The sequence below is a fragment of the Sphingomonas sp. Root241 genome (genome assembly GCF_001428865.1).
Taxonomy (GTDB): domain Bacteria; phylum Pseudomonadota; class Alphaproteobacteria; order Sphingomonadales; family Sphingomonadaceae; genus Sphingomonas.
The window spans coordinates 601,729-627,804 of sequence record NZ_LMIV01000001.1; the positions used below are offsets into that span (position 1 = coordinate 601,729).

General features: G+C 65.6%; 26 protein-coding genes and 1 tRNA gene. 15 read left to right on the forward strand and 12 right to left on the reverse strand.

What is annotated here, in order from left to right:
• Positions 1–38 precede the first annotated feature (38 nt).
• From ASE13_RS02975 to ASE13_RS03030, 12 genes are read left to right on the forward strand one after another with little or no spacing between them, the layout of a single operon-like run.
• Complete coding sequence (locus tag ASE13_RS02975) at positions 39–737, forward strand: lytic transglycosylase domain-containing protein (protein ID WP_056611213.1); 699 nt, start codon at positions 39–41, stop codon at positions 735–737.
• 4 nt (positions 738–741) lie between these two features.
• Positions 742–2,730, forward strand: coding sequence for a flagellar biosynthesis protein FlhA (locus ASE13_RS02980; protein ID WP_056611216.1), 1,989 nt, complete (start codon positions 742–744; stop codon positions 2,728–2,730).
• A 14-nt stretch (positions 2,731–2,744) separates the two neighbouring features.
• Positions 2,745–4,607, forward strand: coding sequence for a type III secretion system outer membrane ring subunit SctC (sctC, locus tag ASE13_RS02985; RefSeq protein ID WP_162254661.1), 1,863 nt, complete (start codon positions 2,745–2,747; stop codon positions 4,605–4,607).
• Entirely contained in the window at positions 4,604–5,722 is a 1,119-nt protein-coding gene (locus ASE13_RS02990) for a hypothetical protein (RefSeq protein ID WP_056611224.1), read from the forward strand. Before sctC ends, ASE13_RS02990 begins: the two co-directional genes overlap by 4 nt.
• A gap of 27 nt (positions 5,723–5,749) precedes the next feature.
• Positions 5,750–6,061, forward strand: coding sequence for a hypothetical protein (locus ASE13_RS02995; protein WP_056611226.1), 312 nt, complete (start codon positions 5,750–5,752; stop codon positions 6,059–6,061).
• An 11-nt stretch (positions 6,062–6,072) separates the two neighbouring features.
• Positions 6,073–6,468, forward strand: coding sequence for a hypothetical protein (locus tag ASE13_RS03000; protein ID WP_235536820.1), 396 nt, complete (start codon positions 6,073–6,075; stop codon positions 6,466–6,468).
• Between the two features lie 57 nt (positions 6,469–6,525).
• Positions 6,526–7,254 (forward strand): type III secretion system inner membrane ring lipoprotein SctJ, encoded by a 729-nt coding sequence (gene sctJ, locus ASE13_RS03005; RefSeq protein WP_056611231.1) that lies wholly within the window; start codon positions 6,526–6,528, stop codon positions 7,252–7,254.
• Positions 7,251–7,769, forward strand: coding sequence for a hypothetical protein (locus tag ASE13_RS03010; RefSeq protein WP_056611235.1), 519 nt, complete (start codon positions 7,251–7,253; stop codon positions 7,767–7,769). The genes sctJ and ASE13_RS03010 overlap by 4 nt, the downstream gene beginning before the upstream one ends.
• Entirely contained in the window at positions 7,766–8,362 is a 597-nt protein-coding gene (locus tag ASE13_RS03015) for a FliH/SctL family protein (RefSeq protein WP_056611238.1), read from the forward strand. Before ASE13_RS03010 ends, ASE13_RS03015 begins: the two co-directional genes overlap by 4 nt.
• The gene (locus ASE13_RS03020) at positions 8,355–9,680 is read left to right on the forward strand and encodes a FliI/YscN family ATPase (RefSeq protein ID WP_056611241.1); all 1,326 of its coding nucleotides are present in this window, start codon (positions 8,355–8,357) and stop codon (positions 9,678–9,680) included. The genes ASE13_RS03015 and ASE13_RS03020 overlap by 8 nt, the downstream gene beginning before the upstream one ends.
• Entirely contained in the window at positions 9,680–10,138 is a 459-nt protein-coding gene (locus tag ASE13_RS03025) for a hypothetical protein (RefSeq protein WP_056611244.1), read from the forward strand. The genes ASE13_RS03020 and ASE13_RS03025 overlap by 1 nt, the downstream gene beginning before the upstream one ends.
• Positions 10,135–10,767 (forward strand): hypothetical protein, encoded by a 633-nt coding sequence (locus ASE13_RS03030; protein WP_056611247.1) that lies wholly within the window; start codon positions 10,135–10,137, stop codon positions 10,765–10,767. The genes ASE13_RS03025 and ASE13_RS03030 overlap by 4 nt, the downstream gene beginning before the upstream one ends.
• Positions 10,768–10,884: 117 nt before the next feature.
• Here the strand turns inward: ASE13_RS03030 and ASE13_RS03035 are convergent, their stop codons facing one another.
• Both ASE13_RS03035 and ASE13_RS03040 read right to left on the reverse strand, forming a co-directional pair.
• The gene (locus ASE13_RS03035; RefSeq protein WP_156404708.1) at positions 10,885–11,769 is read right to left on the reverse strand and encodes an ankyrin repeat domain-containing protein; all 885 of its coding nucleotides are present in this window, start codon (positions 11,767–11,769) and stop codon (positions 10,885–10,887) included.
• Positions 11,770–11,810: 41 nt separating this feature from the next.
• Positions 11,811–13,007 (reverse strand): hypothetical protein, encoded by a 1,197-nt coding sequence (locus ASE13_RS03040; RefSeq protein WP_235536821.1) that lies wholly within the window; start codon positions 13,005–13,007, stop codon positions 11,811–11,813.
• A 28-nt stretch (positions 13,008–13,035) separates the two neighbouring features.
• On the opposite strand from ASE13_RS03040, the gene ASE13_RS03045 reads away from it, so the two are divergent.
• Positions 13,036–13,989, forward strand: a complete 954-nt coding sequence (locus ASE13_RS03045) for a C2 family cysteine protease (protein ID WP_056611257.1) — start codon at positions 13,036–13,038, stop codon at positions 13,987–13,989.
• A 50-nt stretch (positions 13,990–14,039) separates the two neighbouring features.
• The gene (locus ASE13_RS19665; protein ID WP_156404710.1) at positions 14,040–14,450 is read left to right on the forward strand and encodes a hypothetical protein; all 411 of its coding nucleotides are present in this window, start codon (positions 14,040–14,042) and stop codon (positions 14,448–14,450) included.
• 139 nt (positions 14,451–14,589) lie between these two features.
• On the opposite strand, the gene ASE13_RS03055 is transcribed toward ASE13_RS19665, so the two are convergent.
• The 6 genes from ASE13_RS03055 to ASE13_RS19675 form a co-directional block, all read right to left on the reverse strand.
• Positions 14,590–14,664 (reverse strand) — tRNA-Glu (locus tag ASE13_RS03055).
• A gap of 54 nt (positions 14,665–14,718) precedes the next feature.
• Positions 14,719–16,485: a single-stranded-DNA-specific exonuclease RecJ gene (recJ, locus tag ASE13_RS03060; RefSeq protein ID WP_056611263.1), complete on the reverse strand. Its 1,767-nt coding sequence runs from the start codon at positions 16,483–16,485 to the stop codon at positions 14,719–14,721.
• A 55-nt stretch (positions 16,486–16,540) separates the two neighbouring features.
• Complete coding sequence (locus ASE13_RS19670; protein WP_156404711.1) at positions 16,541–16,690, reverse strand: hypothetical protein; 150 nt, start codon at positions 16,688–16,690, stop codon at positions 16,541–16,543.
• A 132-nt stretch (positions 16,691–16,822) separates the two neighbouring features.
• Positions 16,823–17,035, reverse strand: coding sequence for a hypothetical protein (locus tag ASE13_RS03065; RefSeq protein ID WP_056611266.1), 213 nt, complete (start codon positions 17,033–17,035; stop codon positions 16,823–16,825).
• A 73-nt stretch (positions 17,036–17,108) separates the two neighbouring features.
• A complete protein-coding gene (locus tag ASE13_RS03070) occupies positions 17,109–17,321 on the reverse strand; it encodes a cold-shock protein (RefSeq protein ID WP_029728753.1) in 213 nt (70 codons plus the stop codon).
• Positions 17,322–17,518: 197 nt separating this feature from the next.
• Positions 17,519–17,671 carry a hypothetical protein gene (locus ASE13_RS19675; protein ID WP_156404712.1) on the reverse strand — a complete coding sequence of 51 codons (153 nt, stop codon included), beginning with the start codon at positions 17,669–17,671 and terminating at the stop codon, positions 17,519–17,521.
• On the opposite strand from ASE13_RS19675, the gene ASE13_RS19680 reads away from it, so the two are divergent.
• Entirely contained in the window at positions 17,658–17,849 is a 192-nt protein-coding gene (locus ASE13_RS19680) for a hypothetical protein (protein WP_156404713.1), read from the forward strand. The two genes, ASE13_RS19675 and ASE13_RS19680, sit on opposite strands and share 14 nt — an antisense overlap.
• A 302-nt stretch (positions 17,850–18,151) precedes the next feature.
• Here the strand turns inward: ASE13_RS19680 and ASE13_RS20400 are convergent, their stop codons facing one another.
• The 4 genes from ASE13_RS20400 to uvrA all read right to left on the reverse strand — a co-directional run bounded on the left by ASE13_RS20400 (position 18,152) and on the right by uvrA (position 25,878).
• On the reverse strand, positions 18,152–19,729 hold the full coding sequence (locus ASE13_RS20400; protein WP_321164327.1) for a DUF3597 domain-containing protein: 1,578 nt from the start codon (positions 19,727–19,729) through the stop codon (positions 18,152–18,154).
• Positions 19,730–20,214: 485 nt separating this feature from the next.
• Complete coding sequence (locus tag ASE13_RS19685) at positions 20,215–21,360, reverse strand: hypothetical protein (RefSeq protein ID WP_156404714.1); 1,146 nt, start codon at positions 21,358–21,360, stop codon at positions 20,215–20,217.
• Positions 21,360–22,910, reverse strand: coding sequence for an AAA family ATPase (locus tag ASE13_RS19135; RefSeq protein WP_082596335.1), 1,551 nt, complete (start codon positions 22,908–22,910; stop codon positions 21,360–21,362). The genes ASE13_RS19685 and ASE13_RS19135 overlap by 1 nt, the downstream gene beginning before the upstream one ends.
• A gap of 40 nt (positions 22,911–22,950) precedes the next feature.
• Entirely contained in the window at positions 22,951–25,878 is a 2,928-nt protein-coding gene (uvrA, locus tag ASE13_RS03080) for an excinuclease ABC subunit UvrA (protein WP_056611269.1), read from the reverse strand.
• Positions 25,879–26,076 lie beyond the last annotated feature (198 nt).

Here is a 26,076-nt window from a genome sequence, read left to right on the forward strand (position 1 = left end):
CAGCAAAGCCCCTCATGGGCTTGCAGGGAGGATCGTGTATGCGCTTTTCAGGCTTTGCCTCGTCGCTCGGCTTCGCGTTGAAGCTCGTCGCGTTCGGGGGTGCGGCCGTGGCGGCAATTCCCGCACAAGCGGGCACTTGCGACGCTGCGGCGATCGGCACGCGATATACCGAAGCACTGCGTTTCTGCGGCCAGACGGCTGCCGAGGCTCCGCCTGCCCAGCCCGAAACGGTCGTTCTTCCGGAACGCAGTTCGGTGAGCGTGAGCATGCCGGGGTTCCAGAAGCGGCTCGCTTTGGCGACGCGCGCGGTGCGTACTCGCGGCGGCGGCGCCAACGACGCGCTGATCACCTCGGTCGCTTATCGCTATCGCATCAATCCGCATCTGCTCGCCTCGATGGTCAACGCCGAGTCCGCCGGCCGCCAGCGCGCAGTGTCGAACAAGGGGGCGCTGGGGCTGATGCAAGTGATGCCGGCCACTGCACGCGGCCTCGGCGTCCGCAACCCGAATGCGCTGCTCGACGATCCTGTGCTGGCGATGCACACCGGCGCGAAGTATCTCAAGCAGCTGCAAGGCCAGCTCGGCAACAACGTGCCTTTGGTGGTCGCCGCCTACAACGCCGGGCCCGGCGCGGTGATCAAGGCGGGCCGCAAGGTGCCGCGCTATCGCGAAACGCAGGCCTATGTGAAAAAGGTCGTGGGCCGGTATCAGGCCGCGCAGTTCGGCAGGGCGCGCTGAGACCGTGAGCGTCGAGCGGTATCTCGCCAGCAGCAACGCAGCCAAGCCGCTGCCGCTCTCGGCGCGCATCGCGGACCTGTTCCTGATCGTCGGCGTGGTGGCGATCGTGGGGCTGATGATCCTGCCGCTGCCGACACTGATGATCGACATGCTGGTGGGCGTGAACATCACCTTCGGCGTGATGCTGCTGCTGACCACCCTATACATCCGCGGGCCGCTCGACTTCTCGTCCTTCCCTTCGATCCTGCTGATCTCGACGTTGTTCCGGCTGGCGCTGTCGATCGCGACGACGCGGATGATCCTCGTCGAGGGACATGCCGGGCACATCATCCAGACCTTCGGCACGATGGTGGCGGGCGGTAACATCGTCGTCGGACTCGTCGTGTTTCTGATCATCACGATCGTCCAGTTCATCGTCATCGCCAAGGGCGCCGAGCGCGTCGCCGAAGTCGCGGCACGGTTCAGCCTTGATTCGATGCCGGGCAAGCAATTGTCGATCGACAGCGACCTTCGCTCCGGGCTGATCGACAAGGACGAGGCGCGCCGCCGCCGCCGCACGCTCGAGCTCGAGAGCAAGCTCCACGGCAGCCTCGATGGTGCGATGAAGTTCGTGAAGGGCGACGCGATCGCCTCGGTCGTCATCGTCATCGTCAACCTGATCGGCGGCCTCGCCATCGGCGTGATGCAGCAGGGCATGGAGATCGGCGCGGCGACCTCAAAATATTCGATCCTGACGATCGGCGAGGGGCTGGTCGCGCAGATCCCGGCTTTGCTCGGCGCGATGGCGGCGGGCCTGATGGTCACCCGCTCGACCGACGAGGAGACCGATTCCAACCTCGGCCAGGCGATGCACCGCCAGCTCGTCGCCAATCCGCGCGTGCTGCTCGCGGTCGGCGGGATCTGCTTCCTGATGGCGCTGATCCCCGGCTTCCCCGCCGCGGTGTTCATTGGTCTCGGCTTCCTGTCGATGTTCTCGGGTGCGGCGATGCACCCGCGCTTGAAGCCGCATATGGTTCGCCACTCGGGGCCGATGCGCAAACTGCTCACCGGCGGGCGTGAGGCGCCGCGGCCGGTGACGTTGCTCGCCGAGCCCGAGGCGCCCAAGGCCGTGGTGCCGCTGCTGCTCCAAATCTCGGGGCCGCAGCCGCCGGTCGACGAGGAGGCGGCGCTTTCCGCCGGCCTCACTGCGATGCTCGAACGGCTGCAATATCGCAGCGGCGTGCCTTTGCCGCGGCTGGCGATCCATTTTCTCGCGCCGGAAGGTCCGCGCGCGTGGCGATTGCTCGCTTTCGAGCTTTCGGTCGGTGCCGGCGAGGGAAGCGACGTCGAGACACTGGTCCGCGAAGTCGAGGCACTGATCCGCCGCAACCTGCCGCGCTTCCTCGGCGTGCAGGAGGCGGTGGGGCTGCTCAACCGCGTCGGCGACGATTATCCCGAAGTGGTCAAGGAAGCGGTGCGCGCCGTCCCTGCCGCACGCATCGCCGATGTGTTGCGCCGGCTGGCGGAGGAAGAGGTGCCGCTGCGCAACATGCGCGATGTGCTCGAAGGCCTCACCGACGCGGCCAATCAGGAACGCGAGATCGCGCGGATCGCCGATCTCACGCGCATCTCGCTCAAGCGCTATCTGCTCGACGCGGTCGCGCAGGGTGCGGGCATCCGCGCACTCGTAGTGACGCCGGAGCTCGAGACTTTGGTGCGCGAGGCCACGCGCATGGTCGACGGCGTCGAGCGGCTTGCAGTGAAACCCGAGGTGGCACGCGAATTGGTGGCGACGATCGGCCGCACCGCGGCGGAAACCGGCGCCAATGCGCTGGTCACATCTTTCGAGGTGCGGCGTTCGATCCGCAAGCTGATCGAACCCGATCTGTTCGAGCTGCCGGTGCTCGCCTTCAATGAACTCTCGCCGACCATTTCCGTCGAAATGGTCGGTCAGATCGGTCTTCCGCCAGGGGCTTTGGCGGAAGAGACGCAGGCCGCGCTGGCGGCGGAATGACAACGGAGGGCTGTTTGAAGCTTTATAAGAACCCGTCGATGCTGTTGGCCTTTGCTGCCGCTCTGCCGGTGCCGCTGGCGGCCAATGCACAGACGCCGCCGGCGCAGACTCGCAACCAGGTTTCGATCGTCGCGCGCGACCAGCCGATCGCTGCGTTCCTGCGCGATCTGTTCGGGAAGGTGGGGCGCCCGGTGGTGCCTAGCGCAAAGCTGACCGGCACGGTCAACGGCGTGTTCCAGGGGAGCGTCGAGAAGATCTATGGCGACATCGCCAAGGCCTTCAATCTGATCTCTTATTATGACGGCGCGGCGATCTATGTGTACGCGCCCACCGAGCTCGGCGTGCAGAATCTGCCGCTCGACCGCGCCTCCGCCGAACGCGTCGCGCGCCAGGCGCGGGCGCAGCGGCTGCCCGACCAGCGCAATCTGCTGCGCATCACCACCGACGGCCTCGTCGTCAGCGGAACGCCGCGCTTCATCGAGCAGGTTGCCGGAATGGCGCGGGGCGACGGGGCGCTTACCGACGGCGCGCCGGCCGCACCCGGCGGCGCTTATGGCGGCGGACGCGGCGGCTATTACGACGCGCCGCGCGGGCCGATCAGCCAGCCGATCGAGTTCCGCGTCTTCTATCTGCGCTACGCCCGCGCCGAGGATACGCTGATCACTGCCGGCGGTCGCGAGACCCGGGTGCCCGGGCTGGCTTCGATCCTCCAGAACCTCGTGCTCGATCAGAAGCCCGGCGGCAGTGCGATCGTGCCGTCGCTCGGGGCGCGCCTCGTCCGGCAGAGCCAGCCGCGGCTCAAGGGACAGGGGCTCGACGCAGTTCCGCCCGATGCGTCGCAAACGCCGATCGGCGGCGGCAATTATGCCGCGACCGAAGTGCTGGGCGGTGGCGACGGCATGGGCCTCGCCGCGCCGCTCTCGCAGGACGTCGTCCGGATCGAGCCGAGCGCCTATCTCAACGCGATCGTCGTGCGCGATGTGCCCGAGCGGATGGCGGCCTATGACTCGCTGATCCGCGCGCTCGACGTCGAGCCGCAGATCGTCGAACTCGAGGCGACGATCATCGACATCAATGTCGACAAGCTGCGCAGGCTCGGCATCAACTGGCGCTTCGGCAGCGGTGGGTTCGGCGCCCTGTTCGGCAGCGGCAATGCCGATAGCGACAACCGGTTGCAGCGGATTCCGGGCATGAGCCGGCGCGACAATGTCAGCAATATCACGCCGGTGGGGCAGGGCGGGACGATCTCGACGATCATCGGCAGCCAGCGCGAGTTCCTCGGCCGCGTGACTGCGCTCGAGAACAAGGGCGCGGCGCGGATCGTCTCGCGACCGCAGGTGATGACGTTGTCCAATGTCGAGGCGGTGTTCGACCGCACGCGCACTTTCTACGTCAAGGTTGCCGGGCGCGAGGAAGTCGACCTCTTCAACGTGACCGCCGGCACCGTGTTGCGGGTCAACCCACATGTCTTCCGCGATCACGACCAGACGCGGATCCGCATGCTGGTCAATATCGAGGACGGCAGCATCAGCCCCGATTCGGCGGTGGAAGGGATTCCGGTGGTCGACCGCGCCAGCGTCGCGACGCAGGGCATGGTGCTCGACGGCGAGAGCCTGTTGCTCGGCGGCATGACCATCGACGCCGACATCAACGACGAGACCAAGGTGCCGCTGCTCGGCGACATCCCGCTGCTGGGCGAATTGTTCAAGTTCCGCACCAAGCAGCGCGGGCATACCGAGCGGCTGTTCCTGATCACACCGCGGCTCGTGCCGCTCGCCTCGCGCGCGACTGCGATGGCGCCCGGCGCGCCGCCGCCCGCGGCCAACCAGCCGCCGGCGAAGATCCCGGTCCCGTCCAGCGGAAACCTGACGCAATGACCGACGCTTCCGTTCTTCGCGTGCTCAACGGCCGGCTCGCCGGTACCGAGAAGCAGCTGCCGGCGAGCGGAACCGTGTCGATCGGCCATCAGTTCTGGCAGGATGTCGTCATCCGCGATCCTGCGACCAAGGGCATTGCCGTCGACCTGCAGGTCGATGGCGAGGGCGGAGCGCAGATCACGGTGCTGACCGGGGAGGCGCTGCTGCTCGGCTCGCATGTGGGCGAGGGGCAGACTGCGATCCTCCCGGCTTACGTCCCCTTCTCGATCGGCGGAGTCGCGCTGGCGTGGGGCGATCCCGAAAGCGTGCGCTGGGCGGAAGCGAGCGGCATTGCGGGTAGCACGCCCGCGCCGCCGCTGCCGCCGCCTTCGGCGCAGGACGAGGCGATGGCGCTGCTGGGCAAGGCGGGCGAGCAGGTCAGCGGCTGGTTCACGCGGCGACGGGCGATGGCGGTGGGCGCGGTGGCGACGCTGGCGGCCGGCGCGGCGCTCGCGGTGCCGACGATGGACGCGCTGGGCCTGCGCGGCGATTCGGCGGCGCGTGCCGATCATGTCCTCGATTCTGCAGGCCTCGCACCGCTGACCACGGCGACTGACGCTGCGACCGGTGGCGTGATCGTCAGCGGCGTGGTTGCGAACGATGCCGAGCGGCTGAAGGCGCAGGAGGCGCTGCGCGATCACGGGATCGAGGCCGCGGTCAACGTCCAGACCAGCGCCGAACTCGCCCAGGCGGCGGCGGACGTCGCACGGATTCACGGGCTTCAGGCAACCGGCCGTCCGATCTCGCGCACCGGTGTCGAGCTGCGAATCACCCGGCTCAACGGCGATCAGCGGCTCAAGCTTGCGCAGGCGATCCGTACCGACGTCAAGCAACTGGGCCGGCTGGTTTTCCGCGACGACTTGCCGCCGCTCGACGACACGCCGATCCGGACGATCGCCGACGCGACGAAGAGGGTTTCGACCGTGGTCGCGGGCGACCCGGCGTACATCCAGACCATCGACGGCGCGCGCTATTTCTCCGGCGCGATCATGCCGAGCGGGCATCGCCTGATCACCATCCAGGGAGACACGGTGTTCTTCGAGAAGAACGGCCGGGAGACGCAATTGAAGTTCTGACCATCTGTAGCGTGAAGGAGTAGGATCATGTCGAATACGATCACCACCGGGCTTACGAACATCTCGATCTCGCCGTTGACCGGCAACCGGATGAACAAGGGCTCGGCGCCCGGCACCTGGTTCGAAGCACTGGCGGATTCTTGGGGCCAGACGCTCGACAAGCAGGCGACGCGGATCGAGGCGATGTCGAACGAAGTCGGCAATAACGGCAGCGACAATCCCTCGCAGATCACCAAGCTGACCGCCGAATCGATGCGGATGTCGTTCATGGCGAACAGTTCGTCGAGCTCGATCGACAGCGTCGGCAAGGCGCTCGAGACGATGGCCCGCAAGAACTGACGGGGGCCGCGATGTCCATCGAAGCCATTGCGGGGGCCATGGCGAGTTCCGCCTTCGCCCCCACGCCGCCCGACATCATCCAGGCGGGGCCGAATGCGTCGGTCGCTGACATCACCAGCTTCCAGGGATCGCTGTCGGCGATGGGAAATGGTGGCGTCGGCGGCGCTGACGCGCTCGGGCCGGCGATGCAGGCGATGTTCAGCCAGATCGAGCGTGTGAACGGCGAAGCCAAGAGCGTGTCCGAATATGCCAAGTCGGCACAGGCCAGCGGTTCGGAAATGACTCCGGGCGAAGTGGTCGACCTGACCATGAAGTGCCACGAGTTCATGTTCCACTGCCAGCTGACCTCGAACATCGCCAACCGCACCTCGGACGGCATCCAGCAGCTGTTCCGGCAGCAATCGTGAGGTCCGATCTGTTTCGGCCGCACGCGGAGAACTGACATGGGCATTTTTGCCCGAAAAATGCGCCCGGCTCTGATCGGGCTCTGCCTGCTGCTCGCCGCGTGCGGGCGGGCAGAGCTCTATTCGAAGCTCACCGAGACGCAGGCCAACGAGATGATCGCGGTGCTCCATAGCGCCGGGATCGAGGCGACCAAGAAGGAGGCTGGCGAAAACGGCTGGACGCTGCAGACCGAGAAGGGCGATTTCAGCCGCGCGGTCGAAGTGCTCCATTCGCAGGGCTATCCCCGCGAGGAATTCGCCTCGCTGGGGACGGTGTTCAAGCGCGAGGGGCTGGTCTCCTCGCCCACCGAGGAGAAGGCTCGGCTGGTCTATGGCATGAGCCAGGAGCTGTCGCACACCATCTCGGAGATCGACGGCGTGGTGCAGGCGCGCGTCCATCTCGTGCTGCCCGACAATCAGCCGCTCGCCGAAACGGGGCAGCCCGCATCGGCATCGGTTTTCATCAAATACCGCCCCGGCACCAACATCGACACTCAGATCGGCAAGGTGAAGGCGCTGGTCGTCAATTCGGTGCAAGGGCTGAAGTACGAAAATGTGTCGGTCGAGACGTTCCCGGCGCAACCCCTGCCGACCATCGCGCGCAAGGACGGTGGGGAAATGCTCAACGCCAATCTGATCGGTGTCGGGATCGCCGAGCTCCTGCTGCTGATCGCCGCGCTGGGCTATCCGAGCCTGCGGCGCTGGCAGCAGCGTCGTGCTGCGGTGGCGCGGCGGGAGGGCGGCGCATGAGGGCCTTCGAGCAACGCGCCACCCTCGCGGCGATCGGCAACGATCTCGTCGCGGTCGAAGGCGGGCCGGGATATCGTCGGGGGGCCTTGCTGCTGAAGCATCTGAGCGGCTGCGACGATCCGGTAGCGTGCTTCACCGATTTGCCAAACGCCCCCGATTGGCTGCGGCTGCCGGCAGCGGCGCAGCACAAGCTCGCGCTGCGGGTGGCTTTGCTGTGGATGGGCGATGCGCTGGCGGGCTCGATCGACGGCGCGTGGCTGGGCGGGCTGGCCGAAGTCGCCGGCGAGGACCTGCTCGACTGGGCGATCGAGACAATTCCTGCAATGCCGTCCGCGCCTGCGCGGCGGCTGGAGCCCGGCGAGCTCGAGATTTACGGCTTCTCGTTGCTGCGCGAGCAATTGCCGATGGCGCTGCGCGGCTATCTGCCGTGGCGCGCCGACCATCTAGCGCTGTCCTGTCCGCGCGATGCGCTCGACGCCTTCGTCACTGCCGCGGTGGAGGCGGCACGCGCATGAGCTTCCTCGTGCTGCACGCCGACCGGCTGGCGACTGCGCTCACCGACGATCCCCTGGTGCCCGCCGCCGATGTCGGCCGGGTACAGGACGCGCTTGCCTTGCTCGCCGAAGCCGGTGATTTGCGGCAGGACGCGGAAGAAGCGATCGATGTCGCGCGTGCGGCGGCGCATGCCGAGGGCTTCGCTGCGGGCCGCGAGGAGGGGCTTGCTGCGGGGGAGATTGAACGACAGGCTGAACTTGTCCGCCTCGCGATGCGCGACAGCGAGCGGCAGAAGGACATTGCGCGGCTCGCGCTCGAAGTGGTCCGGCGGATCGCCGGCGAATTGGACGACGGCGTGATGGTGGCTGGCCTCGCCGAGCGCGCGGCGGCCCAGCTCGTGCCGGACAGCGGGGCGGTGGTGCGCGTCGCCCCGGCCGCGGCGGAGGTGGTGCGCGCCCGGCTGAACGGACGCGCCGGGCTCAGCGTCGAGGCCGATCCGCTGCTCGGGGACCAGGATTGCGTGATCGAGACCGCGCTCGGCCGTACGCATGCCGGGCTCGACACGCAGCTCGCGCAGATCGAGCGGATGTGGGGCGAGGCACTCCATGGCTGACGGTCCTCTCGCCACCGTCGATCAATTGCTCGCCGGGCTCCAGCGCAGCCCGACGGTCGAGCGGCGCGGGCGGCTGGTCGAAGTGCTCGGCACGACGCTCAAGGTGACCGGAATCGCGCCGCGCGTCGGCGATTTCTGCGAAGTGATCGAGCCTTCGACCGGCCGGGTGGTGCCCGTCGAGGTGGTCGGGATCGCGGGGCAGGCGACGATCCTGACGCCGCTCGGCGATGTGCGCGGCCTTTCGGTAGATGCCGAAGTGATCGTGCGCAGCGGCGCGGATCTCGTGCCGTGGGGTGAGGAGCTGCTCGGCCGGGTGCTCGACGGTCGCGGCCGCCCGATCGACGGCAGGGGCGAGCTTCCCGCCGATCTCAAGCGCCGCCCGCTGCATGCGCCCGCGCCGCAGCCGATGGAGCGCGCGCTGATCGACGCGCCGCTGCCGACCGGGGTCCGCGCAATCGATACGCTGCTGACGCTGGGCCGTGGCCAGCGCCTCGGCGTGTTCGCGGCGGCGGGCGGCGGCAAGTCGACCTTGCTCGGCATGCTCGCGCGTTTTGCCGAGGCCGATGTGATCGTCATCGCGCTGATCGGCGAGCGCGGCCGCGAAGTGCGCGAGTTCATCGAGGATGCGCTGGGCGAGGCGGGGCTGGCGCGTTCGGTGATCGTCTGCGCGACGTCGGATCGTGCGGCGATGGAGCGGGTGCGCGCGGCGCATCACGCGACCGCAGTTGCCGAAGGCTTCCGCAGCGAAGGGCGCAGCGTGCTGTTGCTGATGGATTCGGTCACGCGCTTCGCCCGCGCGCTCCGCGAGATCGGACTGGCGGCGGGCGAGCCGCCGGTGCGCCGCGGTTTTCCGCCTTCGGTCTTCGCCGAATTGCCGCGGCTGTTCGAGCGTGCCGGCAACGACGCGACCGGATCGATCACGGGGATCTACACCGTGTTGCTCGAGGACGAGGAAGGCGACGATCCGATCGGCGAGGAAGTGCGCTCCATCCTCGACGGGCATGTGATCCTGTCGCGGAAACTCGGCGCGGCGGGGCATTATCCGGCGATCGACGTGCTCGCTAGCCTCAGCCGCCTGTTCCCCCGGCTAGCGACGCCGGCGCATCGCGAAGCGGCGACGCGGGTGCGGGCGTTGCTGGCGAAGCATGCGGAGATCGAATTCCTCGTTCAGGTCGGCGAGTATCGCGCCGGCGCCGATCCGCTTGCCGATCGCGCGATCGCGGCCAGGCCGGAGATCGATACGCTGCTGCGACAGGACACCGATCGGCCGGAAGACTTCCAGACCTCGCTGATGCTGCTGCGCGGAGTCGCCGGCTGATGCGCAGCGGTGATCAGCGGCGGCAGGCGCAGGTCCTGGTCCGGTTGCGCGAGGTACGGATGCAGAGCGCCGCGGCAGCGCTGGCCGAGGCCCGTGCAGCGACCGCCGCAGCCGAACGCGAGCGCGCCGAAGCCGACGCGGCCGCCGACGTGGCGGACGCCGCGATGGCGCAGGCGCGGGCGGATCTGACGACCGATCCGGCCGAGGCCGAGCGGCTGCTCGCGGTGGTTGACCGCAGCCAGTTCCGGCGCTCGGTGGCGCGCAGCGCGCTCAACGACGCGCGCGAGGCCGAGCGGCTTTCCGTCGAGGCCGAGGCCGAGCGACGCAAGGCGATGATCCTCGCCCGCGCCCGGCACGACCTGCTGGCCGAGCATGCCGGGCAGGCGGTGCGGCGCTGGGCCCGAAGGCAGGAAGAGCGCACTGCGCTCGACAATATGGAAGCACGGAGGCGATCATGACCCGCGTCAGCTCCCCGAACACGCAGCCGGTGCGCCAGCCGGCACAGGGGTCGGTGCCGGCCCGCGCCCAGCCCGCGCCCGCCGATATCCGGGCGATGAAAGAGGCGCTGGCCAAGGCACGATTGCCGGAAAAGGAGCAGCCGGCCGGCACCGTCCAGCATAAATCCCTGAAGGGGCTGGTGCAGCCCGAACGCCGGGGCGAGACGATCGTCCAGCAACGCGAGGCGTTCGGCGATTCGCGTGACACGGCGCTGCGTCAGGAGCGCGAGGCGCACGACCGGCAGGACGGTCTGTTCGGCTTTGCCGGCCATGCCCAGCCGCAGCCGCTGGCGATGCCGGCGGTGGCCGCCGCGCATGTCGATCCCGGCGCATTCGCGCAGATGCTCGCCGATCTCTGGACGCGCGAGAACGGCAAGGGCGCGAAGGAAGTCCTGGTGACATTCGGCGATCGGGCCTGGCCGGTCACCGGGGCTCGGCTGGTGCGCAACGCCGCGGGCACGCTCGACGTGGCGCTGCTGCTCGGCGATCGCGCGCCACCTTATGACGGCACCTTGCGCGAGCTGGAGGCGCAGTTCGAAGGCGCGGGGATCGCGCTGGGCAGCCTCTCGACCGAGGCGACTTTCGCCTGAGGCACTAACCAGCCCGTTCGCCCTGAGCCTGTCGAAGGGCGGTCCTTCTCTCGCTGACGGCCCGCAAAAGCAGGGATGGTGCTTCGACAAGCTCAGCACGAACGGGGATTTTGGGACTTAGCGCGCGACCGCGGCGTTTGATTTGATCAGCGCCAACACCGCGGGCGGCACCTGCTGCGCGCCTGCAGCCCGCGCCGCCGCCGGTGGCCAGTTGCCGCCGGCCGCCGCTTCGCGCACTTCGCGGGGTGAAGGAGCGGGCTCCGGCCAGCCGAGCTTCTTCAGCCGCGCCGCCAATCGACGCCGCGCCTCGGCCTCTTCCGCGGATTCGGTGAGCATCCGCGTCGTTGCCGCGCTGCCGAGATTGCCGCCGCCGCTGTCGATCGCCCAAGGGTCAGCACCGCGATCGAGCAGCAATTCGGCGATGCGAAAATGCTCCATGTCGAGCGCGGTATGGAGCGGGCGGTTGCCGGTCGCTTCCATCGCGTTCGGGTCGGCGCGGAAATCGAGCAGCATCCGTACCGCGCCGAGCGAGTTTAGCGTGATCGCGGTGCGGAGGGGGCCGGCCGGGTTGCCCGCCGGACCTGGACTCGCCCCCGCTTCGAGCAGGCGATGTGCAAATGTCGGGTCTTTCGCTCGTAGTGCGATGCGCAGCGGCAGCCCCTTGTCCTCGACTCCGTTGAGCGGCGCGCCGCCGCGGATGACGAGATCGACGACATCCACCCGGCATGTCGCGAGCGCGACTGAGAGCATGTCGTAATGTGTTCCCACGCGGCGACGCGCGAGCCCCGGATCGCCGCGCAGCAATTGTTCTGCACGCTCGAGATCGCCGTCGAACAACGCCTCGCCGAAGTCGCGCGCCGCGGCGCCTAGACGCTGGTCGGTCAGCGTGTCGCGGCGCGTGGGCAGTTCGGTGCCCTGCGCGAAGCAATCGGCGCGGGCGTCGCTTTCGCAGCCCATCGTCATGAGCGCGAGCGCGGGGCTGAACGGGAGGAATCTGTGCACACGCCGCACCCTCTGCCTATTGCGAGCAGTGCGTCAACCGCTCAGCGGCCGGCTTGTGCCGCGGTTCCGGCGAGCACCCAGTCCATGCTGTGGCGATCGACCGGATTGATCGAATCCCACCAATGCGCGCCTTCGGGGCGTACATTGGGCAGATCGTGCTGCGCGCCATAGGCTTCAGGCAGATCGACCACCGCCGCGCCGACGATCGCGCCACCACCACCGATCAGGCCGCCGAGCCCGGCGCCGATCGCCCGATCGCCGCCTTCCTGCAGCGTGGTCAGGATCTCGCCGGGAACGCGGTAATTGTTGATCGACGAGAGGCCGCGGCTGTTCGCCTGCGCGACGGACCGTGCTTTCTCGATCGTATTCTGGTGCAGGCCGGCGGCATTGAAAGTGTCGGCGGGACGGCCCGAGGCGATCGCCGCCTCCGCCGCGAGACCGCCGCCGAGCGAATGCCCGACCAGGGTCACGTCGGCGTCGGTGCGCGCGAGCTTCTTCCCGATTTCGAGCGCATTGGCATAATGCGTCGAATTGAAGCCTAGGCCCTGCTGGGCGTTGCTCTTCCAGTCGTCGCCGGCCTGGCTGCCGCGGAAGACGACGGTGTAGCGTTCCTGCCCGGCCTCGCCGCTGACATAGACGCGCGCGCGGAAGCTGCTTTCGCCGGGTTGCTCGAGCATCTCCGACGTGAGCCCGAGGCGCGCCAGATCTGCGTCGCTGGCGGCGCGATAGCCCGCGGGCGGATTGGGCACGTCGTTATAGACGTCCTTGGCGAGCAGTGCGTTGGTGTGGACCTGTGCGAGATCGGGCGCATCGTTCGCCGCGAGGCGCGGCTCGGAGGGAGCGGTAGCGCCGGTGACCGGGGACAGCGCCGCGAGATGCACCGGCTGGGCGTCGGAAGCGTTGCGCGCGCCGGGCGCGAACGGGACGACGGCGCCCCGATCGTTCGCGACGCGCTGCTGGAGGGAGTCGACGCCATCGGCCCGGGGGGAGGTGGATGCCGATGGCGTCGTGTGCAGGGCCGGCGTGACACTCGGCGACTGCCAATCCGAACGATAGGTCTCGGCGCCGCGCGACGCCGATGGCGGCGTCGACGGGGAGGTCGACGCGCTGGAAACGGGGGCTGCTCTGTTTACCTGCATCGCGCGCCGTCCTTCGATCGGATGTGCCGGAGATGCCGCGCGGGGGCGGCGCACGCCATAATCGATCCGATTATCGCGGCGCGCGTGCACGCGAGGCATAGCTCCGTGCAAGAATGGGAGAGTCGGCATGATCGAGGCCGCGGGCGCCGCTACAGGCGTTGCAAACCGCTTCAATCTGGATTCGCTGCTCGCGGGCAGCTCGGTCTCGATACCGGGGATGCGGATATCGATCGACGGGGCGAGCGCGGCGGGCAAGGCCGCCGAGGTCCGCTTCGACGCTGCCGATCTCTACGGCGCCAAGGGCCCGCAGGCGGCGGACATCCGCCAGGACGCGCTCGGCGACTGCTATTTCGTCGCGACGCTGGGCGCGGTGGCGCGGCAGCAGCCCGATGCGATCCGCAACATGATCAGCTTCGATGCGAAGACCGGCAATTTCACGGTCACGCTGCACGATGGCGACGGCAATCCCCAGTCGGTGCAGGTCACCCAGGCCGAGCTGGAGGACAATCTCGCGCGGCAGGGCGGCTCCACCGTCGACAATAGCGGACTCGACGGTCCGATCTGGCCGGCGGTCGCCGAGACCGCCTATGCGAAGGTCCATGACAGCAATCCGGCGGACGGCCTGACCGAGGGCTATAACGCCATCGCCAATGGCGGCTGGCCGCAGGACGCGATGCAGGCGATCACCGGCGATCGCGGCGACGAGATCCGCTATTCAGAAGGCTTCTTCGAAAGCGAGAATTCGGCGCTCGACCGGATGGCGGGGCAGGTCGACGCGGCGCTCTCCAACGGTCGCCCGGTGACATTATGGACCGTTCCCGAGAATCGCAGCCTGTGGGACAAGATCCGCGGGAATGAAGGCACGCAGGACGGCCTCGTCGACAACCATGTCTATACGGTCGAGGGCGTCCACAAGAATGCCGACGGCGAGTGGATGGTGACGGTGCGCAATCCGTGGAGCACCAACATGAACGTAGGGGAGGGGCACGATACCGCGTCCCCGACGATGGAAGTGCCGTTGCGCACGCTGGCCGATACCGGCGGGGCCGAGGCCTTCACGGTGGGGCCTGCGTCACGCTAAAGGGTTGAGCCGCCCGCGATATGCGGGCACGCTGGGCTTTGAGGAAACCGTTGCTGAAAGCGCTGCTCTTGAGTCTGTTAGCCTTTCTGGGCCTCGCTCCCGGGTTCGACATCGCGTCATTGCCCGCCCCGGCGGGCTCACGAGCGGGAGCAAGCGCGGCGGAGCGGCAGGCATTGCACGCGCTGGCCCAAGATGTGTCCGGAGGCGGCGCCATCATGGAGAGCGAGCGCCTGTTTCAGGTGGGGAAGGACGTTCCCTGGGCGGCGATCGCCAAGCGCATCGACAATCTGGCACGCCAGCGCGGCGCAAGTCCCGTAGCATTACCCGGCGCCGATCCCGGCAAGAAGCTCGCCCAGGCGTGGCGCGGGCGCGATGGGCGCGGTGTGCTGGTGGCGATGCTGGGTTCTTCGCGTACGGGCGGAGCGGTGGCGTATTTCGCGGTTCGATTCAAGGATGGTTGATCGGAGGTCGAACGTACCGAATCGCCGCAGGCGGAAGACGCGCGGCGACGAGGCTCGTCTTCGAGCGCGGTCGTCTGCAACGATATTTGATAGATATCTGATACGTGCGTACCAGATCCAGCTAACTCACTGAAAATAGTGGTGACCCCTACGGGAATCGAACCCGTGCTTCAGCCGTGAAAGGGCCGCGTCCTAACCGCTAGACGAAGGGGCCATGCCGGAGCGTGGAACGGCCGGTTAGGCAAGGATGCGGCGCGGGTCAAGCACCTCAATCGACCCAGGCCGCATCTTCTATGTGAAGTTCGGCCGCGGGCCGGGCGCTCCAATCGTCGATCCTGGCACGCCCGGCGAGCCATAATTTGCGGTGACGGGGTGCGGAGAGCAAGGCGGCGCCCAGCTCTGTCTCGGCCTGGCGGAAGGCGACCGCCTTGAGGCTGCGGCCATCATCGCCGGCGACGATGACGCGGACATGCCCACCCGTGCCGACGACATCGGCCTTGAGCACGGTGATCGGCCCGGCGACGACGCGCGGCGCGGGCCAGCCCATGCCATAAGGACCGCCGGCGTCCATCGCGTTGACCAGCTCCGGATTGACTCCGCCGGGGGCCAGCACGGCATCGAGCAGCAAAGCGCGTTCGCCCATCGCCGCGGTGACTCGCTCCGACAATCGTTCCTCGAGAAAGTCGGTAAAGGCCTCGATCCGCTCTTCGGCGATCGTGACGCCGCATGCCATGGCGTGGCCGCCACCGGCATGGAGCAGGCCCATGTCCTTGGCGGCGAGCACTGCCGCGCCGAGATCGACGCCGGAAATCGAGCGCCCCGATCCCTTGCCGATACCGTCCTCGCCCAGTGCGATGACGATTGCCGGACGACCCAGCTTCTCCTTCAACCGGCCGGCGACGATGCCGATCACGCCGGGATGCCATCCGCGGCCCGCGACGACCACCACTGCGCGATTGCCCTTCGTCAGGCAGAGATCTTCGGCGGCGGCCTGGACCTGCGATTCGATTGCGCGGCGTTCCTCGTTGAGGATGTTCAGTTCCTCGGCGATGGTGCGTGCCTCGTCGGGATCGCGTGTGGTCAGCAGGCGAACGCCCAGGTCCGAACGGCCGACGCGGCCGCCGGCATTGATTCGCGGTCCCAGTGCGAAGCCGAGATCGGTGCAACTAGGCGCGCGCGTCAGCCGCGCCGCCTCGATCAGTGCGTTCAGGCCGATGTTGCGGCGCTGCGCCATTACTTTCAGCCCTTGCGCGACGAAGGCGCGGTTCAGACCCTTCAGCGCCGCGACATCGGCGACGGTCCCGAGCGCGACGAGGTCGAGCAGGTCCAGTAGGCGGGGCTCCGGACGCTCCTTGAAATAGCTTCGCGCGCGCAGGGTGCGGATCAACGCGGCGCCGAGCACGAACGCCACTCCCACCGCCGCAAGATGCCCGTGCGCTGCGCCTTCGGTCTCGTCGAGCCGGTTCGGATTGATCACGGCATAAGCGACAGGGAGTTCGGCGGCGCATTTGTGATGATCGCAGACGATCACATCGGCACCCGCATCGCGCGCCATTGCCAGGGCCTCGAAGGCCTGTGCGCCGCAATCGACCGTTACGATCAATCGCGCGCCCTCGCCGTGCAACCGCACCAGCGCCTCGCCCGACGGGCCATAGCCCTCCATCAGCCGATCGGGAATATAAGGCCGCGCCTCGAGCCCGAGATCGCGGAGCAACAGGACGAGCAATGCCGCGGACGTGGCGCCGTCGACGTCATAGTCGCCGAAGATAGCCACTTGCTCACGTGCCTCGACTGCGTCGGCGAGGCGTTCGGCGGCCTTGTCCATGTCTCGGAAGATCGAGGGATCGGGCATGAATGCACGGATGCTGGGGGCACGGTGGTCGTCTATCGCTTCGCGGGGGCAGCCGCGCGTCAACAGTAACTGGGTCACCAGATCGTCAGGCGCGAAATTCGGGTCGCGTGCGTCCGCCGCCAGCCCGCGCCAGCGCCAGGGCTGGCCGAGGATCGAGCGATGGATGTTGAGGACCGGGGACATGCGGCCGTTCTGGTCGCCGCGATGCCGCTTGTCGAGAGCCGGTCCCCCGGCAAGCCTATTCGGGCGGCGGGCGTTTCTCCGCGGCGATGCGTTCGGCGTAGCTGCGCGCCATGCGCTGATGGGCGATACGGGCCGGCGCCGAAGTGGCGGCGGCGGCGCGGGCAGTGGCATCTGCTTGGCGGCGACTCAGATAGTCGAGGTCCATGGCAAAGCTCCTGGGTGCTGGTAAGCGGGAGCGCAGTCCTGTCTCTCAGCCATCGGCGCTTACGAAAGTGAGCGTGCCGATGGTGAGTCGCACCCTAGCATGAGCGCCGGGTTTTGCCGAGTCGGTAAGAAGCTATTCCACGCCGAGGGCGGCAACGGCGCGGGCCTGGGCGGCGCCTTCACGGACGGCGCGGCCGCGCTCGGTGCGCTCCTGGCGCTCGGCCATCTGGGTCCAGGCCTGGGCGGCGCGCAGATTGCGCTCGCGGACATTGTCGAGCGTCGCGCTGTCGGCGTCGGCCTGCGCCTTTTCGGCCTGGGCGCGATAGGTATTTACGAGATCGGCCATCGAAAGCTCCGGAAACGAGAAAAGAGAAAGCGCGGCGCCCCGGGCCCGAACGGGCGGGGCGCCGCGACGTTCCTTATTCGCCGGCCTGGAGGTTGACCGCGGCCATCTTGCCCTTCTTGTCGGGCTCGAGATCGTAGGTCACGCGCTGGTTCTGGTTGAGCGTGCGCAGGCCTGCGCGCTCGACGGCGGTGATGTGGACGAACGCGTCCGGGCCGCCATTGTCGCTGGCGATGAAGCCATAGCCCTTGTCGGCGTTGAAGAATTTGACGGTGCCCTGCTGGGTCATAACTTATTCCTTCTATTGTCGGCGCGCCCCGTACGGGCGGACCTCGTGCTGCGGAGGCGAGGAGAAGGAAAAAAGGAGCCGCAAAGCGCCAAGTGACCGTCTGATTGCGACTGTAGCAGCGGCTATATGGGCGCTTTGGCCCGAAATTACAAATCTGGTGCCCGGGGCACGGCCACAGCCACGCCCCGGAGGCTTGCTCAGCCGAGCACTTCGCGAACGGCGGCGCGGGCGACTTCGCGCGGGCACGGCTCGATCGGGAAGAGGCGACGGTGAGCGGGGATGAACGCGTCGAACGCCTTGCGCGCGCCGCGGGTAATCTGGGTGTCTTCGATATTCGTGAAAAAGTTCATTCTGGTTCCTGTTGGGGTTTTCGAAATCGTCCCGATCGCAGCGACCGGTGGGATGCCGGATGCGGAGATGCGACGCGGCCATTGGCCTGCTGCATCCCATGCTGCGGAAAAGGACGAAGGGCGCCGCGGTTCCGTCCGGATTTCCGGGGAGAACAGCCGCAATGCGGCGGGCGCCTGAGGGTAATATAGGATAGCGTGTGTGGTTTAACAAGCGCGGGGTCTGATAAAGAAGAAGACAGGGGTTCACGCGAAGGCGCGAAGGCGCGAAGAAGATTGCCGGTCGGCACGGTTCGCCGCCGCGCCAGCGGCAGGAAGACGGCGAGGGTGTTTCATGCGCCGCGCGGCGATTAGTTTTCGCTCCATTCTTTCTTCGCGTCTTAGCGCCTTCGCGTGAACCATTTCTTTTCTTCATCATCCCGCAGCGAGGAGACTGCCCCTCTCCCCGGCCCTCTCCCCTGAAGGGGAGAGGGAGAAGGGGGGTCAGTCCTTCAGGCTGGCGGGGACGTTGCCGCCGTTCTTGGCGAGCTCCTGCATCACGGCCTTGTGGAGCCAGATGTTCATTTCCGCCGACCCGTCCTTGGCGCCGGTATAGCCGAGCTCGGTGGCGAGCTCCTTGCGGTTGTCGAGGCTCGAATCGAGCCCGAGCAGCTTCATCAGGTCGACGATCGAGGTGCGCCAGTTGAGGTCCGCGGTGCCGCGCTCGGTTTCGAAGACCATCAGGACGGCCTCGACATCGACCGGAGCCGCGGGGGCGGGCTGCGGCGCGGGCTGCCCCATCTGCGGCATTGCGGAGGTCTGGGTGGGCGCCTGGGCGGCGGGAGCCTGTGCGGGGGCCGCGGCCTTGTGGCCGAAAATGGCGTCCTTGATCTTTCCGAAGATGCTCATGGGGGATCCTCCCGTATCGGCGCGGAGTTGCGCGGACGGGGGCTCAACGCACGAACCCGTAACAATATGCCCGTCCTCGGCATCGGAGGGTTCGGCGGGCGTGTCGACCGGCGTTTCGTCCGCGGGATCGACGAGGAAGCCGAAATACAGGTCGCGCTGGCGGGCCTCCACGGCCTCACGCGCGGCGAGCTCGGCCTCGTCGTCGGCGTCGTAGACGGCTTGTTCGGCCGGGCTCAGCGCGCGCGAATAATCCTCGTCGCCATAATAGCCGTGCTCCAGGCCGTCGAAATCCGCGGGCGGCGGGAAACGGGTGCGCCATTCCTCGAGGTCCTCGTCCCACCAGACGGGCTCGTCCTCGAACACCGCCGCCGGTTGACACGGTTGACACGAATCGCGGTTGTCACGCGTGTCAGGGTCGCAATTGTCACGCTTGTCAGGCGCAAGGGCGACCAGCCCGATGGCCTCGGCGCGGATCCATTGCTCGGCGGTCCAGTGCGCGCGCTCGGCGGGATCGAGATCGGCGGTGTCGAGCGGTTCGGCGATGTCGGTGTGGGTGCGCAGCCACCGGTCGGCGCGGGCGAGCGCGCGGATCGGGGCGAGATCGTCCTCGCCGGCGGGCTCGATCCGCGCGGCGAGGAACGCGCCGGCGCGCGCCGGCCCGCCATCGCGGCCGATCAGGTCGAGATATTGGGCGAAATCGGCGGCGATCAGCCGCGCGGCGGCGGCGATGCCCGGCCCCTTGGCGGCATCGGCCATGCGATCGAGCCGGTTGAGCATCGCCATGCCGTGGCGATTGTCGTGGCGGTGGCGGGTGATGATGCTGCCGTCGTCGCGGGTGACGGTGTCGCGGACGCCGTTGAAGGCGCGGTCCATCAGATCGTCGGTGAGCGCATCGCGCGCCTTGAGCACCGCCGCGTCCCAGCCGAGCGCGAAGCTCTGCCCGCGCGGTGAACTGCGCAGCGCATAGGCCGATTGCCGCGACAGCCCGACGATCGCGCAGGCCCGGATGACGTTGAGGCCCTCCGACAGCGCCTCGAGGAAGCAGCGCTGCTTGTCCGGCGTCCAGCCTTCGTGGCGGGTGGCGCCGGGGGGCGGGGAGAAGCCGTGAAAGGCGGCGTGATCGAAGGTGGAGGGATCGTAGGCGTAAGGCGGGATCTCGGTCTGGGCGTTCATGGGCGTGTCCTTCGTGCGTTCGACTCGGAGGACTCGCCAGATATGCCGGGGCGGGGTTTGTAGGAAAGTTGTTTGTTCGCTGTTTGTTCTTTTTCGGGAGGGCTGTGTCTTTTGCGCCGCATCGTCCCGTGTCGTCATCCCGGCCTTGTGCCGGGATCCACTGTGCGGCTGGGCGGGAAGCTGGAGGCGCTTGTCTGTCGATCGCGGCGCAGTGGGCCCCGGAACAAGTCCGGGGTGACGGAAGAAGAAGGTGGATTCACGCGAAGGCGCAAAGACGCGAAGAAGAAGGTGGATTCACGCGAAGGCGCAAAGACGCGAAGAAGAAGAGTGGGTTCGCGCGGAGGCGCGGAGGACGCGGAGGTGCGCCGGGTGAAGGCGTTGCGCCTTTGTTGGGCCGATCCGGTGTGGCAGGTTGAGAACAGCGCGGGTGTGGCGACGGCTCAGAGTATAGACGCGCAGCGAACTAAGTACGGTGTCCTCTGAATTCACGCCGCATGTAATGCGAGCAATTCTGCTCCGGGAACCCGCCGCCCGCCCATTCCATAAGCGATGACTTCCCCTATTACATTCTGAAACGCCCGATCCGAATCATTTTCTACGTGACTGCGAAACTGCTTTTCAAAAGCTGATTCGTCTTTTACAATGAGAGCTATAGTCTTCTCCAAAGATTTCACCGCACATTTTGCTACTACGAGAACATCGTCTTGACTCGCGTCGTTATCGGCAGCCAAGTTACATTGTCCTCCGCAGGCTTCTACATATGCAACCAAGCGTGCCCGGAAGGGCGGAGGGCAAGTGCGAATATCTCCAAATTTCACGCCTTTTTTTAAAGATATAAATCGCACTAGCGATTCTGCTAAGATGATCCCGTTTGCATGATCATATTGAAGTATTTGCTCGATTATATCGATGCGAGCAACTGCGATGGGGTCATCCGCAAGAGCACTTTTCAAAATCGATAGAGGGATGAGATTTTCTACAGCTCTAGCGCTAGTAACTATCAAGTGTATCAAGGGATCGGTTACATTAGCCATTGCGGTCACCGCGCGTGTTGCAGTCCCACCGAGGGGGCCGCCCGGGCGACGCTGGTCGCTATCGACTACGGCTAATCTAGGTGGGCATGCGCCGGCGTCACGCACCAATTCATCCGCCAAGGTATCGCCGCCTCCATTTTGAGTGCGAAACTGCAGGGGTAGTTTAGAGGAGCCAATGGCGCCCCAAATCCTCGCCATGGTTGTGTAGAAGACGCCATCCCTAGTGGCGTTCTCTACAAGCAGCTCCGACTTGAGGCAGCACTCCAAATTATCGAAGCGATCTAAACAGGTGGGGATAATGCATTCATCCAGTTCTAACTCCGGCTCATTCCGAGGGAGGCAGCACACATACTTTTTTACGGTGCGGAGCTGACCCATTAAGTCGGCGTGGCGGCCCTGAATGTAATGAGTAAGCACAGCACGCTGAATATCAGATAAGGGAATATCAGATATTATTCTGCCTATTGTGACTCTATCGGGCACAAACAGATGCCACCCTTGTGCGTGCGCGGAGATGAGATTCTGTATTGCGGAAGAGTAACTGACTAGTTCCTCCGCGCTCATATCTGAAAAATGCTCGGAAAGGGTTACTATCATTATGCGAAAGAGGTAAAAAAGCCCAAGGGCCAATTGATGAGTGATCCACTAGAGTCAAAGTGAGATCTAATTATGTTCGTAGCTTCACTCGTGCTATCCCGCTGAAAAATGTATATTGCAACCATTTCGGGCGAGATTATCTGATTGTATATCAATTCACCTAGGCGGTTAATTAGCGCTTCACTGTGGGTTTCAACAACGAAATTTGCGCGCCGAGCGGATCTTTCTGTCCGACTGTCGTTAACAGCTTGACATAAAATATCGGCGATTCGACTTTGGTAGGCCGGATGGAGGTGTAGCTCGGGTTGCTCAATGGCGATAAATGGACTTGGTGCCTCACGGTTAGAGATATTTTGCCAAGACCAAATCTGAGCCAATACCGGCAATATTTGGGAAAACCCATATCCCATATCAGCGAGATTGTGAAATTTACTCTCGGAACTCTCGCGAAGTTCGATCTGCAAGTGTCCGCCGGTTCGAGTTACTTTTAAAGCATAGCCGAGCGACTGACTCAACCATTCCGAAAAGCTCTCGCGCTGCGATTCCGGTAAAGAGTACAGGAACATGGGAAGGTTTCTTCCCTGTGCATCAATTTGGTCAACGGCAAGTTCTTGGTGGCGATAGTATCGCTCTCCGGTGGCCCTCGCTGGACCAATGTAAGCACTAGATAAAAAAGAGGCTTGCACACTCTGCCCAAATGAAGACAGTATGGACGACATTTCAGCTAATAGCGTGAGCCTTCGTATCTCTTCTAGTTCGCGTGATTTAAATGCTTCGCCCAATTCGTGAGCATATTTTTTCCACGTAGAAAGTTTGGAATATATCCCTTCAATCTTGCTATGAAATTGATCGGCAGGAGCATATTCCATTCTCCTAGCGAGATTCGCTACCGTTCCGGCGGAAATGCGACCGTGTAGATTGGCTTGGAAGATGGAAACAATTTCCCTAAATCCGGGAGCAACTGTCTTTAGTCCACCATAATAATATCCAGCTTCGCGCTGAGCCTGTCGGCCAATAAGGCTGAACTGTGGGATAACAGAAGCCGTATTGAACCTATAGCGTTCGCTCGACATTAATCGAAGGTAATCGATACCATTGATCGTAATTTCTCGAACGGCTTGTTTGGAGTCTAATTCAATATGAATTTTGTCGGAACCAACCGATAGATCAAATCCCCTGACCCGAGTTGCCTCATCTCTTTCATAAAGATCAAGGCTCAGGCGCACATCGGTTAGGTAACGGGTTTCGCTAGTAAAAGGGTGAAAAGCAGTTAGTCTCAGCTGATCAGCAACCAGTTCAATTTGTACATTCCCCGAAATCTCGAGTGTACTTTTGACATCTTTGATAGAGCCAAAATCTACAAAGTCACCGTACCATAGTATTGGAGCACTGGAGCGGGTGCGTAAACTCTGCTTAAGAAGCGGAATCATGCGCAATACGGAGCTTTTTCCGCTACTATTTTGCCCCAACAAAAGCGTGATGGGCCTAAACTCGACGACGCCAGAATCCACCAACGAGCGAAAATTGCGCAGACGGAGGCCGCTGATCATCCCGTAACTGAGCTTGGGATTGTAATAGTGTCAAGCATGATTACTCCGCCGCCACCGTCTCCCGAACCTTCCCCCGCTCTAGCAACGGCGCGAGATACCGCCCGGTGAAGCTCCGCGGCTCCTTCGCAACTGCCTCCGGAGTGCCTTCGGCGACCACTTCGCCGCCCTTGACGCCACCCTCCGGCCCCAGGTCGAGGATCCAGTCGGCGGTCTTGATGACGTCGAGATTGTGCTCGATCACCACCACGGTGTTGCCCTGCTCGACGAGGGCGTGGAGGACTTCGAGGAGTTTGCGGACGTCCTCGAAATGGAGGCCGGTGGTGGGCTCGTCGAGGATGTAGAGCGTCTGGCCGGTGGCGCGGCGGGCGAGTTCCTTGGCGAGCTTGACGCGCTGGGCCTCGCCGCCGCTGAGCGTGGTCGCCTGCTGGCCGACCTTGACGTAACCGAGGCCGACTTCGGCGAGCATCGCCATCTTGTCGCGGATCGGGGGGACGGCCTTGAAGAATTCGTGGGCGTCCTCGACGGTCATGTCGAGCACGTCGGCGATGCTGCGGCCCTTGAACTTCACTTCGAGGGTCTCGCGATTGTAGCGCTGGCCGTGGCAGACGTCGCAGGTGACGTAGACGTCGGGGAGGAAGTGCATCTCGATCTTGAGCAGGCCGTCGCCGGTGCACGCCTCGCAGCGGCCGCCTTTGACGTTGAAGCTGAAGCGGCCGGGCTTGTAGCCGCGCGCCTGCGCCTCGGGCAGGCCGGCGAACCAGTCGCGGATCTGGGTGAAGGCGCCGGTATAGGTGGCGGGGTTCGACCGGGGCGTGCGGCCGATGGGGGACTGATCGATGTCGATCACCTTGTCGAGATGCTCGAGCCCGGTGATGCGGTCGTGCTTGCCGGCGAGGATGCGGGCGCCGTTCAGCTGGCGCGCGGCGGCGGCGTAGAGCGTGTCGATCGTGAAGCTCGACTTGCCCGAGCCCGAGACGCCGGTGATGCAGGTGAACGTGCCGAGCGGGATGCTCGCGGTGACGCCGGTGAGGTTGTTCGCGGTGGCGTTGTGGACGGTGAGCTTCTTGCCCGATCCCTTGCGGCGCTTCGCGGGGAGCGGGACCTCGCGGCGGCCGGTGAGATAGTCGGCGGTGATGCTGTCCTTGCAGGCGAGCACGTCCTCGAGGCTGCCGTGCGCGACGATCTCGCCGCCATGGACGCCGGCGCCGGGGCCCATGTCGATGACGTAATCGGCGGTGCGGATCGCGTCCTCGTCATGCTCGACGACGAGCACGGTGTTGCCGAGGTCGCGCAGGCGCTTCAGCGTGACGAGCAGCATGTCGTTGTCGCGCTGGTGGAGGCCGATGCTCGGCTCGTCGAGGACGTAGAGCACGCCCGAGAGGCCGGAGCCGATCTGGCTGGCGAGGCGGATGCGCTGGGACTCGCCGCCCGAGAGCGTGCCGCTGGTGCGGTCGAGGTTGAGATAGTCGAGGCCGACATTGTTGAGGAAGCCGAGCCGCTCGTCGATTTCCTTGAGGATCGCGCGGGCGATCTCGTTCTGCTGGTCGGTGAGCTGCGCGGGGAGGGTGGCGAAGAAGGCGAGCGCGTCGACCACCGAGAGGCGGGTGACGCTGGAGATGTCGCGCATCGCGACCTTGACCGCGAGCGCCTCGGGCTTGAGGCGGGCGCCGTGGCAGGTCTCGCAGGGGTGGCTCGCCTGATATTTGGAGAGCTCCTCGCGCATCCACGCGCTTTCGGTCTGGAGCATGCGGCGGTTGAGGTTGCCGATCACGCCTTCGAAGGGCTTGCGGACGTCGTAGGACTTGCGGCCGTCGACGAAGGTGAGCGTGACGGGCTTGCCCTTGGTGCCATAGAGGATCGCGTCGCGATGCTCCTCGGGCAGGTCGCTCCACTTGGTGTCGAGGCTGAAGCCGAACTCGCGGGCGAGGGAGCCCAGGACCTGCATGTAATAAGGCGACGGCGGGTTGGACTTGGCCCAGGGGACGATCGCGCCCTTCTTGATCGTGAGATCGTGATTGGGGACGACGAGATCCTCGTCGAACACGAGCTTCTCGCCGAGGCCGTCGCAGGCGGGGCAGGCGCCCTGGGGGGCGTTGAACGAGAACAAGCGGGGCTCGATCTCGGCGATGGTGAAGCCGCTGACCGGGCAGGCGAACTTCTCGGAGAAGACGATGCGGTTGGCGGGGATGCCGGCATTCTTCATCGCGCCCGCGTCCTGCGTCTCGTTCTCGCGGCCGGGGGCGACGGCGTCGACCAGGTCGACATAGGCCAGGCCCTCGGCGAGCTTGAGCGCCTGTTCGAAGGATTCCGCCAGGCGCGTGGCGATTTCGCCGCCCACCACCAGGCGGTCGACCACCACCTCGATGTCGTGCTTGTACTTCTTGTCGAGCGCGGGGGCTTCCTCGATCAGATAGGTCTCGCCGTCGATGCGGACGCGCTGGAAGCCCGCCTTCTGCCACTCGGCAAGCTCTTTCCGGTACTCGCCCTTGCGGCCGCGGACGACGGGGGCGAGGAGGAGCAGGCGGGTGCCTTCGGGGAGCGTCAGGACGCGATCGACCATCTGGCTGACGGTCTGCGCGGCGATCGGCAGGCCGGTCTCGGGCGAATAGGGAATGCCGACGCGCGCCCAGAGCAGGCGCATGTAATCGTAGATCTCGGTGACCGTCGCGACGGTCGAGCGCGGATTGCGCGACGTGGTCTTCTGCTCGATCGAGATCGCGGGGCTGAGGCCCTCGATATGATCGACATCGGGCTTCTGCATCAGCTCGAGGAACTGGCGCGCATAAGCCGAAAGCGACTCGACATAGCGGCGCTGGCCCTCGGCATAGATGGTGTCGAAGGCGAGGCTCGACTTGCCCGAGCCGGACAGGCCGGTGATCACCGTCAGCGTATCGCGCGGGATGTCGATGTCCACGCCCTTGAGATTGTGCTCGCGTGCGCCGCGGACGGAGATGGTAGTAAGTGCCATGCCGGTGGTTCTAGCTTTGTTCTGTTCGGGATTCCAGAGGGAGAGATAGGAACGCATCGCTTTGTGCGCCAGTTTCCGATCGTTCAAAGCGTGTGCCCATTCCTCCGCGGCGCAGGACAGGATGCAGCTTCGCCGCCTTTCTCCTTGAAACCATAGTCACCTTTCGTTCAGCGATCGGGGCAGATGTTGTTCGCGAGA

Coding starts and splice junctions, on each gene's coding strand:
- ASE13_RS02975 (WP_056611213.1), top strand. CDS start 39: ATGCGCTTTTCAGGCTTTGCCTCGTCGCTCGGCTTCGCGTTGAAGCTC.
- ASE13_RS02990 (WP_056611224.1), top strand. CDS start 4,604: ATGACCGACGCTTCCGTTCTTCGCGTGCTCAACGGCCGGCTCGCCGGT.
- ASE13_RS02995 (WP_056611226.1), top strand. CDS start 5,750: ATGTCGAATACGATCACCACCGGGCTTACGAACATCTCGATCTCGCCG.
- ASE13_RS03000 (WP_235536820.1), top strand. CDS start 6,073: ATGTCCATCGAAGCCATTGCGGGGGCCATGGCGAGTTCCGCCTTCGCC.
- sctJ (WP_056611231.1), top strand. CDS start 6,526: ATGCGCCCGGCTCTGATCGGGCTCTGCCTGCTGCTCGCCGCGTGCGGG.
- ASE13_RS03010 (WP_056611235.1), top strand. CDS start 7,251: ATGAGGGCCTTCGAGCAACGCGCCACCCTCGCGGCGATCGGCAACGAT.
- ASE13_RS03015 (WP_056611238.1), top strand. CDS start 7,766: ATGAGCTTCCTCGTGCTGCACGCCGACCGGCTGGCGACTGCGCTCACC.
- ASE13_RS03020 (WP_056611241.1), top strand. CDS start 8,355: ATGGCTGACGGTCCTCTCGCCACCGTCGATCAATTGCTCGCCGGGCTC.
- ASE13_RS03025 (WP_056611244.1), top strand. CDS start 9,680: ATGCGCAGCGGTGATCAGCGGCGGCAGGCGCAGGTCCTGGTCCGGTTG.
- ASE13_RS03030 (WP_056611247.1), top strand. CDS start 10,135: ATGACCCGCGTCAGCTCCCCGAACACGCAGCCGGTGCGCCAGCCGGCA.
- ASE13_RS03040 (WP_235536821.1), bottom strand. CDS start 13,007: ATGCCTCGCGTGCACGCGCGCCGCGATAATCGGATCGATTATGGCGTG.
- ASE13_RS03045 (WP_056611257.1), top strand. CDS start 13,036: ATGATCGAGGCCGCGGGCGCCGCTACAGGCGTTGCAAACCGCTTCAAT.
- recJ (WP_056611263.1), bottom strand. CDS start 16,485: ATGTCCCCGGTCCTCAACATCCATCGCTCGATCCTCGGCCAGCCCTGG.
- ASE13_RS19670 (WP_156404711.1), bottom strand. CDS start 16,690: ATGGACCTCGACTATCTGAGTCGCCGCCAAGCAGATGCCACTGCCCGC.
- ASE13_RS03065 (WP_056611266.1), bottom strand. CDS start 17,035: ATGGCCGATCTCGTAAATACCTATCGCGCCCAGGCCGAAAAGGCGCAG.
- ASE13_RS03070 (WP_029728753.1), bottom strand. CDS start 17,321: ATGACCCAGCAGGGCACCGTCAAATTCTTCAACGCCGACAAGGGCTAT.
- ASE13_RS19675 (WP_156404712.1), bottom strand. CDS start 17,671: ATGAACTTTTTCACGAATATCGAAGACACCCAGATTACCCGCGGCGCG.
- ASE13_RS20400 (WP_321164327.1), bottom strand. CDS start 19,729: ATGAACGCCCAGACCGAGATCCCGCCTTACGCCTACGATCCCTCCACC.
- ASE13_RS19685 (WP_156404714.1), bottom strand. CDS start 21,360: ATGATAGTAACCCTTTCCGAGCATTTTTCAGATATGAGCGCGGAGGAA.
- ASE13_RS19135 (WP_082596335.1), bottom strand. CDS start 22,910: ATGATCAGCGGCCTCCGTCTGCGCAATTTTCGCTCGTTGGTGGATTCT.
- uvrA (WP_056611269.1), bottom strand. CDS start 25,878: ATGGCACTTACTACCATCTCCGTCCGCGGCGCACGCGAGCACAATCTC.